13 protein-coding genes are annotated in these 10,858 nt (G+C 68.6%); 6 read left to right on the top strand and 7 right to left on the bottom strand.

Going from position 1 to position 10,858, the window contains the following annotated elements; genetic code table 11:
• Positions 1-9 precede the first annotated feature (9 nt).
• The 3 genes from VIR15_RS04125 to VIR15_RS04115 all read right to left on the bottom strand — a co-directional run bounded on the left by VIR15_RS04125 (position 10) and on the right by VIR15_RS04115 (position 1,975).
• Positions 10-699, bottom strand: coding sequence for a class I SAM-dependent methyltransferase (locus VIR15_RS04125; RefSeq protein WP_331926204.1), 690 nt, complete (start codon positions 697-699; stop codon positions 10-12).
• Positions 696-1,511, bottom strand: coding sequence for a DUF3109 family protein (locus VIR15_RS04120; RefSeq protein WP_331926203.1), 816 nt, complete (start codon positions 1,509-1,511; stop codon positions 696-698). Before VIR15_RS04120 ends, VIR15_RS04125 begins: the two co-directional genes overlap by 4 nt.
• A 104-nt stretch (positions 1,512-1,615) precedes the next feature.
• Positions 1,616-1,975, bottom strand: coding sequence for an SPW repeat protein (locus VIR15_RS04115; protein WP_331926202.1), 360 nt, complete (start codon positions 1,973-1,975; stop codon positions 1,616-1,618).
• Between the two features lie 128 nt (positions 1,976-2,103).
• On the opposite strand from VIR15_RS04115, the gene VIR15_RS04110 reads away from it, so the two are divergent.
• The 4 genes from VIR15_RS04110 (at position 2,104) to VIR15_RS04095 (ending at position 5,517) form a co-directional block, all read left to right on the top strand.
• On the top strand, positions 2,104-2,868 hold the full coding sequence (locus tag VIR15_RS04110; protein ID WP_331926201.1) for an ABC transporter ATP-binding protein: 765 nt from the start codon (positions 2,104-2,106) through the stop codon (positions 2,866-2,868).
• On the top strand, positions 2,865-3,599 hold the full coding sequence (locus VIR15_RS04105) for an ABC transporter permease (protein WP_331926200.1): 735 nt from the start codon (positions 2,865-2,867) through the stop codon (positions 3,597-3,599). Before VIR15_RS04110 ends, VIR15_RS04105 begins: the two co-directional genes overlap by 4 nt.
• Before the next feature lie 65 nt (positions 3,600-3,664).
• The gene (locus VIR15_RS04100; protein WP_331926199.1) at positions 3,665-4,618 is read left to right on the top strand and encodes a Ppx/GppA family phosphatase; all 954 of its coding nucleotides are present in this window, start codon (positions 3,665-3,667) and stop codon (positions 4,616-4,618) included.
• 92 nt (positions 4,619-4,710) lie between these two features.
• Positions 4,711-5,517: a sugar phosphate isomerase/epimerase family protein gene (locus VIR15_RS04095; protein WP_331926198.1), complete on the top strand. Its 807-nt coding sequence runs from the start codon at positions 4,711-4,713 to the stop codon at positions 5,515-5,517.
• Between the two features lie 15 nt (positions 5,518-5,532).
• Here VIR15_RS04095 and VIR15_RS04090 read toward each other — a convergent pair whose 3' ends face one another.
• From VIR15_RS04090 to ku, 3 genes are all read right to left on the bottom strand, one after another.
• Entirely contained in the window at positions 5,533-6,255 is a 723-nt protein-coding gene (locus tag VIR15_RS04090; RefSeq protein ID WP_331926197.1) for an SDR family oxidoreductase, read from the bottom strand.
• An 85-nt stretch (positions 6,256-6,340) separates the two neighbouring features.
• On the bottom strand, positions 6,341-7,567 hold the full coding sequence (locus tag VIR15_RS04085) for an acetyl-CoA hydrolase/transferase family protein (protein ID WP_331926196.1): 1,227 nt from the start codon (positions 7,565-7,567) through the stop codon (positions 6,341-6,343).
• 69 nt (positions 7,568-7,636) lie between these two features.
• Positions 7,637-8,587 carry a non-homologous end joining protein Ku gene (ku, locus tag VIR15_RS04080; RefSeq protein ID WP_331926195.1) on the bottom strand — a complete coding sequence of 317 codons (951 nt, stop codon included), beginning with the start codon at positions 8,585-8,587 and terminating at the stop codon, positions 7,637-7,639.
• An 18-nt stretch (positions 8,588-8,605) separates the two neighbouring features.
• On the opposite strand from ku, the gene ligD (VIR15_RS04075) reads away from it, so the two are divergent.
• Entirely contained in the window at positions 8,606-9,556 is a 951-nt protein-coding gene (gene ligD, locus VIR15_RS04075) for a non-homologous end-joining DNA ligase (RefSeq protein ID WP_331926194.1), read from the top strand.
• On the top strand, positions 9,556-10,467 hold the full coding sequence (ligD, locus tag VIR15_RS04070; protein WP_331926193.1) for a non-homologous end-joining DNA ligase: 912 nt from the start codon (positions 9,556-9,558) through the stop codon (positions 10,465-10,467). Before ligD (VIR15_RS04075) ends, ligD (VIR15_RS04070) begins: the two co-directional genes overlap by 1 nt.
• Before the next feature lie 58 nt (positions 10,468-10,525).
• On the opposite strand, the gene VIR15_RS04065 is transcribed toward ligD (VIR15_RS04070), so the two are convergent.
• Positions 10,526-10,855 (bottom strand): histone-like nucleoid-structuring protein Lsr2, encoded by a 330-nt coding sequence (locus VIR15_RS04065; RefSeq protein ID WP_331926205.1) that lies wholly within the window; start codon positions 10,853-10,855, stop codon positions 10,526-10,528.
• Between the last annotated feature and the right edge of the window lie 3 nt (positions 10,856-10,858).

The raw sequence follows: 10,858 nt of genomic DNA, 5'->3' as shown, positions 1-10,858 counted from the left end.
CGAGTGTCGTCAGTAGCGGCGCCACCAGAGGTTGACGGCGTAGTCGACTCCCGTGGCCTCCGGGTGCTCGGCGAGGATGAGGTCGGCGTGGTCCGGTGCGAACTCGATGCGGACAACGGCCTCGAAGTCCTCGCGCGAGTCGAAGTCCCAACGGATGTCGAGACGCTCGCGTGACCAGCCCTGGCGCTGCCAGAACCGCTCGACCGCTCGGGGGTCGTAGGACGGCAGGGCCCTGCGGAACCACGACCCGAATGTCGACCGCGTCGCGTCGTTGTCGATGACGAAGGCCGCGCCTCCGGGTCGCATGATCCGGTTGAGCTCGGCCAGCCCGGGCTCGCATCCCGGCCCGAAGAAGTAGGCCCACCGTGCGTGCGCCACGTCGAAGGACGCATCCGCAACCCCGATCGAGGCTGCACCCTCCTCACGAACCGAGCACAGCGGCATACGGGAAACGCGTTGTGCCGCAAGAGAAGCCAGCGGTGGATGGGGTTCCACGCCGACGACCGAGCGGGCTGTGCGGGCGAACATCGGCAGGTGGTATCCCGTCCCGCAACCGATGTCGACGACGTCTCGTCCGGCCCAGTCCTGGATCTCGTGCATCGCCGACTCGATGACACCCGCGCGGTCGACGCCCTGGTTCTCGACCTCGTAGACATCAGGTGTGTCCCAGATGTTGGGGGAGGCGATGACGTCGCTCACGCCGTGGACCGGCCTCGCCTGGGCGTCGCCGCGATCGTCGCCGGGTGCACGATGAGCGGCAGGAGCTTGTGGGCACCTCGCGCCCTCACCGCTCGCACCTGCGCCACATGCGCCTCCGCGCGAATCGCCAGCTCCTCGTAGCCAGCCCGACCCATCAGCTCGATGAGCTCCGGCGCCAGCGAACGGTAGACCGGCTCACGGCCGACGTGCGCCTCGGGGTTGCCGGAGCAGTACCAGTCGAGGTCGTGGCCCCCAGGACCCCAGCCGCGCCGGTCGTACTCGGTGATCGTCACCTCGAGGTAGCTCGTGTCGTCGGGCAGCTCGACGGTCCGATAGGTGCGCCTGATCGGCAGCTGCCAGCACACGTCCGGCTTGGCAGTGTGGGGCTGGGCGCCGGTCAGCAGCGCATGCTGGTGGAGGGCGCAGCCGGCTCCGGCCGGGAAACCGGGCCGGTTGAGGAAGATGCAGGCGCCGTCGACGACCCGCGTCTTGCGTGCCCCGTCCTCCTTCTCGGTCCAGTCCCTCCGATGACCGGTCGCGGTGCCGACGTCCCGGTACTGCCACTCGTCCTCACCGAGCTCAGCAACGACGGCGGCCACCCGGCTGAGGTCGTCGTCGTCGGTGAAGTGCGCACCGAGGGTGCAGCAGCCGTCGTCCGGACGGTCGGCGTAGATCCCCCGGCACCCGGCCCCGAAGATGCAGGTCCAGTTGCTCGTCAGCCAGGTGAGATCACACCGGAAGCGCTGCCCTGCGTCGTCAGGGTCGGTGAACTCCACCCACACGCGGGGGAGATCGAGGGGTGCTTCGGCCACCGCCACACCTTACGTCGTCGTGGTGCCACGTGCGTGATGGCGCCGCCGGGGGCCGGTGCGAAGGCCTCGCACCGGCCCGAGCACCCGGTCCGGCGGTCAGGGCGTCAGTGCGACGGCGCCGTCATGTCCCGGCGGTGCGTTCGGGTCACCTGCAGGTCTGCCACCCCGACGAGCAAGGTGACGGCTCCGACGATCCACGCGGTCCAGGCCATGGGCCTGGTGGTGCTGAAGCCCATGACCCACGGCGCGACGATGAATGCCGCTCCGAGGATCACCATGAGCCCTTCGAGGGGGACCATGTCGGGTCGCACCATCTCCGCGAGCGCGACCAGCGCAGTGATGACGCCGAGCACGACCATGGTCCAGGTGGCCCTGGTCGTGGTGGTCGTCCAGATGGGCGAGAGGAAGGCGTAGATGCCGGCGACGAGTGCGACGACATCCTGTAGGTGTGTCGATCGCTTCATGAGGATCGACCCTTCTTTCACTACTGGGTCCGTCGATCCAAAGGCGGACCGGACACCTCGATTCTCGATCGGCCAGAGGTGGCCGTCAATGGACCGACGTGGACTGGCGCACCAGTAGATTCGGGGCTATGACCCAGGCCGAAGCGAGTCCCGCGGTTCTCGTCCGTGACCTCACCGTCGTGCGGGGCAAGCGTCGGGTGCTGCCTGCGCTGTCGCTCGAGATCCCCGCCCGTCAGGTCATCGGCCTGCTCGGGCCCTCGGGGTCCGGGAAGTCGACGCTGATGCGGGCCATCGTCGGCGTCCAGGTCATCGAGTCCGGCACCGTGACGGTCCTCGGCCATCCGGCAGGCAGCCAGGCGCTGCGCGACCAGGTCGGCTACGTGGCGCAGTCGCTCAGCGTGTACCAGGACCTCACGGTCCGGGAGAACGTCGCCTATTTCGGCCGGTCTGTGGGACTGACGGGGCGGGACCTGCGCAAGGCGGTCGACGACACCCTGTCCGAGGTCGACCTGGATGACCATGCCGGCGACCTCGTCCGAAACCTCTCCGGAGGCCAGGAGTCCCGCGTTTCGCTGGCCTGCGCTCTCGTCGGCAGCCCGAGCCTGCTCGTGCTCGACGAACCCACCGTGGGCCTCGACCCCATCCTGCGCCGCGACCTGTGGGACCACTTCCATGACCTCGTCCGCCAAGGGCGCTCCCTCATCGTGTCGAGCCACGTCATGGACGAGGCGGCCCGCTGCGATCGGCTCGTCCTCCTGCGCGACGGCCAGGTGCTGGCCGACCTGACGCCGGCCGAGCTGCTGGAGCGCACCGGGCAGACCGACGCTGACGCCGCCTTCCTTGCCCTCGTCGAGGCGACCGGTAGAGCGTCCGATGGAGAGGTGAACCGATGAACGCCGGGCTGACCATCGCCACGACCGGGCGTGCGCTGCGGCAGATCCGCACGGACCACCGCACGATCGCGCTCATCATGGGCGTGCCCATGGTCGCGATCGGGCTGCTCGCCTGGATCTACAACAACACGCCGGTCTTCGATGCGATCGGCCCTGCACTCCTCGGTGTCTTTCCGCTGGTCGTCATGTTCGTCGTGACGTCGGTTGCCACGCTGCGGGAGCGCCAGTCGGGGACGCTGGAACGGCTCCTCACGACCCGCATGGGCAAGGCCGACTTCATGCTGGGCTACGCCGGGGCCTTCGGTGCGCTGGCCATCGTCCAGGCACTCCTCGCGACGTCCTTCGCGATCTGGGTGTGCGATCTCGACGTCCTCGGGCCGCTGTGGATGCTCGTGCTGGTCGCCGTCCTCGTCGCCGTCCTCGGATCCTCGCTCGGGCTGCTCGCCAGTGCCTTCGCGCGCACCGAGTTCCAGGCGGTGCAGTTCATGCCGGCCTTCATCATCCCGCAGTTCCTGCTCTGCGGCCTGCTCGTCGACCGCGACCGGCTCCCCGCGTTCCTCAGCGCCGTGTCCGACCTGCTACCCCTGTCCTACGCCGTCGACGCGATGAAGGAGGTCACGGCGCACGACGAGGTGACGAGTGCCGGCGCCTGGTCGATGGTGATCGTCGCGGGCTTCATCGTCCTCGCGCTCGCCCTGGCCTCCCTCACGCTCAGCCGGCGCACTCCCTGACGGGTCGGAGCCGCCGGTCACGGACCGTTCAGGGGATGTTCACCGAGTCGGGCTAGTGTCGAAGGATGCGGCTGGGCGTCATCGACATCGGGTCCAACACCGTCCACCTGCTCGTCGTGGACGCGCACGCCGGCGCCCATCCCCTCCCGGCGTTCTCCCACAAGGTCGACCTGCGCCTGTCCGAGCACCTCACTCCTGACGGCCTCATCAGCGACGACCTGACGGTGCGGCTCGTCGAGTTCCTCCGTGAGTGCCTCGAGATCGCCGAGGACCAGGGCGTCGAGGAGCTGCTCGCTTTCGCCACGTCCGCGATGCGCGAGTCGCCGAACGGGGACACCATCATCGAGCGGGTCCGGGAGCAGACGGGCATCCTGCTCGAGGTCCTGAGCGGGGTCGACGAGTCCCGGGTGACCTTCCTCGCCGCTCGCCGATGGTTCGGCTGGTCGAGTGGGCGGCTGCTCGTCATCGACATCGGCGGGGGCTCACTCGAGCTCGCCTCAGGGATCGACGAGGACCCGGACGTTGCGATCAGCCTGCCGCTCGGCGCCGGCCGGATCACCCGGGAACGACTTCCCGGCGACCCGCCGAGTGCCGGGGAGTCGCGCGCCGTCCGCTCCTACATCAGGGCAACGGTCGCCCGACAGGTTCGGCCGCTGCTCAAGGCCCCCAGCCCGGACCGCGTGGTCGGCACGTCCAAGACGATGCGTTCGCTCGCGCGGATCGCCGGGGCGGCTCCGCGCGAGAGCGGACCCTTCGTCCCGCGGGAGCTGCGGCGCGCCGATCTCGAGACGATCGTCGACAAGCTCAAGGGTCTCGACGCAGCGGCGCGGGTGTCGCTGCCCGGCGTGTCGGAGGCCCGCGCCCACCAGATGCTCGCCGGTGCCCTCGTCGCAGAGGCGGCGATGGACCTGCTCAATGTCGACCGGCTCGACATCTGTCCCTGGGCGCTCCGGGAGGGCCTGATCCTGCGGCGCCTCGACCTGCTCGACCCTGACGAGGTGTCGAACCGGCCCGGCTAGGACTCGGCCAGGACCCAGACGGAACCCACGAGCAGGGCAGGTGCGCGCGTCACAGGGGCCTCGTCCGTCGTCCGTCCGGGCCGTGCCCCAGAATGAACCCCATGACGATCCGGATCGGGCTCTCGACGGCCGCGATGTACCCGGACAACGCGGCCACCGCTTTCGCGACGGCCGCGCGGCTCGGTTACGACGCCGTCGAGGTCATGGTGTGGACCGACCCGGTGACGCAGGAGCCCGGCGCCCTGCGTGCGCTGAGCGAGCACCACGGGCTGCCCATCGCGTCGATCCACGCGCCGACGCTGCTGCTCACCCAGCGCGTGTGGGGCACCGACCCGTGGCACAAGGTCGACCGCTCCATCGAGCTGGCCCTGGAGGTCGGCGCGCCCACCGTCGTCCTCCACCCGCCGTTCCGATGGCAGCGTGACTACGCCGCCTCCTTCGTCGATGGCGTGGCCCTGCGTGAGCACGACACCGGGATCCGGCTCGCGGTGGAGAACATGTTCCCCTGGCGCACGGCTCGGCGCGAGATGCTCGCCTACCTCCCGCACTGGGACCCGGTGGACCAGCCCTACGACAACGTCACCATGGACCTGTCCCACACGGCGACGGCCGGCTCGGATGCCCTGCACATGGTGCGCGAGCTCGGGCCGCGCCTCGCACACCTCCACCTCGCCGACGGTCTCGGATCGTTCAAGGACGAGCACCTCGTGCCCGGCCGCGGCTCGCAGCCGTGCGGCGAGGTCCTCGAGCACCTCGTCGACACCGGCTGGTCGGGTGACGTCATCATCGAGGTGGCGACCCGCAAGATGGCCCGCGACCAGCGTGAGGCCGCGCTCATCGAGGCGCTGACCTTCACGCAGTTCGCGATCATGCCGACGCGTGGCGCCAGCCGCATCTGAGCCGCAGTCCAGCCATCAAGGGCGGAACCCGCGCGGCCGCACCGTCAACGTGTCGATGGACGCCTCCGGAGTGGCGGTCACCGCGAGCCGCACCGCACTGATGACTGACTCGACGCGCAGGTACTCATCCGCCTGGTACTGCACTCCCTCGAAGTCGATCATCTCGCGCTGCATGTCGGTGTCGACGCGGCCGGGATGGATGGACGTCACCCGCACGCCGTTGGCTCGCTCCTCGTCGCGCAGCAGGTCTGCGAAAGCGCGGAGGGCGAACTTCGAGGCGCTGTACGGGCCCATGGTGGCAGTGGCACTGAGTCCGGCTCCGGAGTTGAGCACCACGACGAGGCCGTGAGCGGTCCGGAGCGCCGGGAGGAGCGCGCGCGTGATCCCTGCAACTGCAACAAGATTCACTCGCATCGACAGCTCCCAGTCCGACATCGGCACGTCGGCGACGCTGCCCCGGCGGAGGACTCCGGCGGAGTGCACGAGGACGTCGACGCGCCGGAGCCGCGGCACGAGGTCGGCGAGCGCCCGCTCGAGCGACCCGCCTGGTCCGCAGTCGGCGAGGTCGGCGACGAAGCCCTCGGCGGAGGGCAGGTCCGTGACTGCAGCCCTGACCGACTCGGCTGTCCGGCCGCACACGACGACGTGATGGGTGGCGGCGAGATCCTCGACCACAGCACGCCCGATGCCGCGGGTGGCGCCGGTGACCACCGCGACGGGGCGTTCAGGTCCGCTCATGGGCCTCAGGCTACGACCCAATGAGATGCCGTATGCCGCTGGGCTCGCTCCGCGGCCCATCGCCGCCATCGGGCGTGGCTGGGGCTCAGGCGAGTCCGAGCCCGGCCGCCTCCTCCCAGAGCTCTTCACGAACGCGTGGGTGAGCACACTCATCGATGAGGTCGCGGCACTGCTCCCGCTCATCGCGCCCCCACAGCTGCGCGACTCCGTTCTCGGTCACGATGGCGCTCTGCTGGAAGCTCGTCACCGGCTCGTCGACGAGCGGCACGATCGTGGACACGTCAGCCCTCGGGTGCCACGACCGCAGGGCGATGAAGGACTGGCCACCAGGTGAGTGGAGCGCACCGACGATGAAGTCGGTCTGGCCGCCAAAGCCGGAGTGGATCCGTGCGTTGATCCGCGACGCGTTCGCCTGGCCGAAGAGGTCCACCTCGAGTGCGGTGTTGACCGAGGTCATCCGGCGCTGCTGGGCGATGAGCCCTGGGTCGTTCGTCTTCTCGGTGCGGAGCATGCGCACCCATGAGTTGCCGTCGACCCAGTCGTAGAGGTCCTGGCTTCCGAAGACGAACGAGGTGACGAGGGGATGGTCCCGGTCGAGGGCTCCTGCGGAGTCGAGGGCGAGGATGCCGTCAGAGAACATCTCGGTCCACACCCGGAGGCCCTTGCGGCCGATGATCGCGTTGAGGGTCGCATCGGGAACGGCGCCGATGCCGAGCTGCATGGTCGAGCCGTCGAGGACCATTGAGGCGACGCGCTGGCCGATCACCGCACTCTCATCGTCCGGCGTGCCGGCCGAGTGCGTGACGAGCGGTGCGTCGACCGTGACGGCCACGTCGACGTGGTCGACCGGCACCTGGGCGTCGCCGAAGGTGTACGGCATGCGGTCGTTGATGGCCGCGATGACCAGACCCCCGCGCGCGCGGCAGGCCTCGATCGCGGCCGGTAGGACGTTGACTTCCACACCGAGACTGAGCTGCCCCTCGCGCGGGGGCGCGCAGTGGATCAGGACGGCATCGGGCAGGAGCGTCCGCGAGTACAGGAGTGGGACGAGGGAGAGGCGCGACGGGACGTACCTCAGCCCGGGATGACGCCGCATGCCCGCTCCGACGAAGCAGGTCTCGACCGTCACTCCGGCGCGTTCGGGCAGACCCGGCGGCGCATTGAGGGCGTGGAGGACGTACTCGGGCAGCGCTTGGTCGATGACCTTCACGCCGTCCCACGGAATGGCCATGTTCCCGCTGACGACGATGCGTGGATTCGGCGGCAGCGACTGGATCCTGGAGCTCAGCTCCTCAACCGACACGGTCTGCATGGGCCCATCCTTGCGGACCGCTACGCTCCGTCGGGAGCCAGCCCAGCGGCCTACGGCATCGTGTCCTGATCAGCTCGCCTTGCGCTTGCTCGCCACCTTCTTGGTTGTCGTCTTCTTCGCGGCCGCCTTCTTCGCGGGAGCCTTCTTGGCAGCGGCCTTCTTCGCGGGCGCCTTCTTGGCGGTGTCGGCCGGCTTCTCCGCGTCCGCCTCCTCGCGGATCTCGCTCGTCGACGTACCTCCCGACTTGGCCGCCTTCGCCTTGTCGACGCTGCGCTGCAGGGCAGCCAGCAGGTCCACGACCTCGGTCTCCTCCGCCGGTGCTGTCGGCGCCTCCTTCAGCTCACCGCCTTCGATCTTGCTCGCGACGAGTGCCTCGACCGCCTCGGAGTAGTCGTCCTCGAACTCATCCGGCTCGTAGTCCCCGGCGAGGGAGTCGACGAGCGAGGCCGCCATCGCGAGCTCCTTGTCGGTGGCCTGCGTGTCCTCGGAGAGGAACTCGAACTCCGGCTGGCGCACCTCGTCCGCCCAGAGCAGCGTCTGCAGGACGATGACGCCCTCACGCACGCGCAGCACGGCCAGGGTCATCCGGGTCCGAATCGAGACGGTGACCACGGCCATGCGGTCGGCCTTTTCGAGCGCATCCCGGAGGAGGACGTACGGCTTGAGACCGGTCTTGTCCGGCTCGAGGTAATACGAGCGGTCGAAAAGGAGCGGGTCGATCTGGTCCGCGGGCACGAACTTCTCGATCGAGATCTCCTTGGACGAGCGTGATGGCAGGGTCTTCATGTCCTCATCGGAGAGGACGACCATCTGTCCATCCGCTGTCTCATAGCCCTTCGCAATGTCGGAATAGGGCACTTCCTCGCCGTCGATCGAGCACACCCGTTGGTACTTGATGCGCCCTCCGTCCTTCTCGTGGACCTGCCGGAACTGCACGTCGTGGTTCTCGGTCGCGGAGAAGAGACGGACCGGGACGTTGACGAGTCCGAAGGACACTGCGCCTTTCCAGATGGCTCGCATGAGAACAAGAATGCACCCATGCGCCCCATGCTCGCGACGCCCACACGGGTCATCCCGTCGGGCGACGAGTGGATCCACGAGGTGAAATGGGACGGAATGCGCGTGCTGGCGGACGTCAGCGAGGGCTCGCTCCGGCTCACGTCGCGCACTGAGCGCGACGTCACGGTCGCCTTTCCGGATCTCCTTCCGCTGGCAACGGAATACGCCGACATGCTGCTTGACGGCGAGATCGTCTGTCTCGACGCCGGCAAGCCGTCCTTCGGTCTGCTCGCCGAGCGGTTCCACGTCACCAATGCGCGGCGTGCGTTGGTGCTCGCCGAGCGCAGCCCCGTGACCCTGATGACGTTCGACCTGCTGCGCCTCTACGGCGTCGAGCTGCTCGGCCGCGCCTGGAGTGACCGCCGGGCCACGCTCGAGCGCCTTGAGCTTCAGGGGCCGCGGTGGCAGACACCACCGACCTTCGAGGACGGAGGACTGCTACATGCTGCGACGCGCGAGCAGGGTCTGGAGGGCATCGTCAGCAAGCGGACCGGGTCGATCTACCGGCCCGGCGTCCGCTCTCCCGACTGGCTCAAGTCACCGCATCGGGGGAGTACCTCCGTGGTCATCGGCGGTTGGCGGCCCGAGTCCACGGGAACGGTGCAGGACCGGCTCGGCGCCGTGCTCGTCGGTGTGCCGGGGCCGGGGGGCCTTCGTTTCCTGGGCCGAGTCGGGGCCGGGCTGGCGGGCCGCGCCGGTGACTCGTTGAGACGCAGCCTGTCGACCATCGAACTGGAGGAGTCCCCCTTCGTGACGGAGATTCCGCCCGAGGACGCCATGGGCGCGCGCTGGGTTCACCCGGTGCTCGTCGCCGACGTCGAGTCCCTCGGGCTGGGCCACCAGGGCCGCCTTCGCCAACCGGCGTTCAAGCGTCTACGGGAGGACCTGTCCCCTGACGACGTCGACGACCTCATCCTGGGCGGCGAGTGATGCCCGGACCTGCACGCCAGCAAGCCGGCCCGAAGGTCACCGTGGAGGTCGAGGGCCGGCGCATGAAGCTGAGCAGCCTCGAGAAGGTGATGTATCCGGCGACCGGGACGACCAAGGCAGAGGTCATCGACTACTACGCCCGGATGGCGCCGGTGATCCTGCCGCATCTCGCCGATCGGCCGGTCACCCGGATTCGCTATCCGCACGGCGTCCACGACATGCAGTTCTTCGAGAAGAATGTGCCGGCCGGCACTCCAGCCTGGATTCGTCGGGCGGGCCGCGATCCCGTCTTTCCCTTCATCGACGACCTTGCCGGGCTCACCTTCTTCGCCAATCTCAACTCCCTCGAGTTTCACGTGCCGCAATGGCGGTTCGAGGGGGAAGGTCGTGACGCGGTCCCGCTCAATCCTGACCGTCTCGTCATTGATCTCGATCCTGGCCCCGGCACCGGCTTGCGGGAGGTATCGGTCGTCGCGGTCATCGTGCGCGACCGCCTCTCGGAGATCGGGTTGGCTTCCGTGCCCGTGACGAGCGGCAGCAAGGGTATGCAGCTGTATGCCGGATTGCCCGTCGCTGGCCACACGAGTGACGAGATCAGGGACACCGTTTTGCAGCTTGCGCAGGAGCTCACCAAGAAGCACCCGGATCTCGTCGTCTGGAAGATGGCCAAGGATCTGCGCCCGGGCAAGATCTTTCTGGACTGGAGTCAGAATGTTGCCGCCAAGACGACAATCTGTCCGTACTCCCTTCGCGGCCGGGAGGCACCAACCGTGGCCGCGCCCCGTGGCTGGGACGAGGTCGAGGCGGGCGCGGCAGGCGAGATGATTCGTCAGCTGCGGATGGACGAAGTCCTCGAGCGGGTCGAGCAATCGGGAGACCTCGCCGCCGAGATCACGACGCCCCAGTCCTGACGACGAGGGGCCACCTCCCGTTCGGGAGATGGCCCCTCGATGAGTCATCGGAAGACTGTCAGTGGGCCTTGTCGTAGGCGCCTTGGATCTCCGCGGCGATCCGACCGCGGTCGGAGACCTGGTAGCCGTTGGCCCGAGCCCATTCGCGAACCGATCCCAGATCGGTTCGCTTTGGTGCGGCAGCGCTGGACGAGCGGCGTCGCCCGCGCGCACTGCCACTGCGACGCGCGTTTCCGGTCCATGAGGCCATTGCGTCGCGCAGCTTCTTCGCATTCTTGTCGCTGAGGTCGATCTCGTAAGAGACCCCGTCGAGCGCGAAGGAGACGGTTTCGTCGGCGTGTCCGCCGTCAACATCGTCGATCAGGACGACTTCGACTCGCTGAGCCATGTT

This window comes from Intrasporangium sp., from assembly GCF_036566125.1.
Lineage (GTDB): Bacteria > Actinomycetota > Actinomycetes > Actinomycetales > Dermatophilaceae > Intrasporangium.
Note: the sequence above shows the minus strand (reverse complement) of the source record. Positions and strands in the feature narration are given on the sequence as shown.

Coding starts and splice junctions, on each gene's coding strand:
- VIR15_RS04115 (WP_331926202.1), bottom strand. CDS start 1,975: ATGAAGCGATCGACACACCTACAGGATGTCGTCGCACTCGTCGCCGGC.
- VIR15_RS04110 (WP_331926201.1), top strand. CDS start 2,104: ATGACCCAGGCCGAAGCGAGTCCCGCGGTTCTCGTCCGTGACCTCACC.
- VIR15_RS04105 (WP_331926200.1), top strand. CDS start 2,865: ATGAACGCCGGGCTGACCATCGCCACGACCGGGCGTGCGCTGCGGCAG.
- VIR15_RS04100 (WP_331926199.1), top strand. CDS start 3,665: ATGCGGCTGGGCGTCATCGACATCGGGTCCAACACCGTCCACCTGCTC.
- VIR15_RS04095 (WP_331926198.1), top strand. CDS start 4,711: ATGAACCCCATGACGATCCGGATCGGGCTCTCGACGGCCGCGATGTAC.
- VIR15_RS04090 (WP_331926197.1), bottom strand. CDS start 6,255: ATGAGCGGACCTGAACGCCCCGTCGCGGTGGTCACCGGCGCCACCCGC.
- VIR15_RS04085 (WP_331926196.1), bottom strand. CDS start 7,567: ATGCAGACCGTGTCGGTTGAGGAGCTGAGCTCCAGGATCCAGTCGCTG.
- ku (WP_331926195.1), bottom strand. CDS start 8,587: ATGCGAGCCATCTGGAAAGGCGCAGTGTCCTTCGGACTCGTCAACGTC.
- ligD (WP_331926194.1), top strand. CDS start 8,606: ATGCGCCCCATGCTCGCGACGCCCACACGGGTCATCCCGTCGGGCGAC.
- ligD (WP_331926193.1), top strand. CDS start 9,556: ATGCCCGGACCTGCACGCCAGCAAGCCGGCCCGAAGGTCACCGTGGAG.
- VIR15_RS04065 (WP_331926205.1), bottom strand. CDS start 10,855: ATGGCTCAGCGAGTCGAAGTCGTCCTGATCGACGATGTTGACGGCGGA.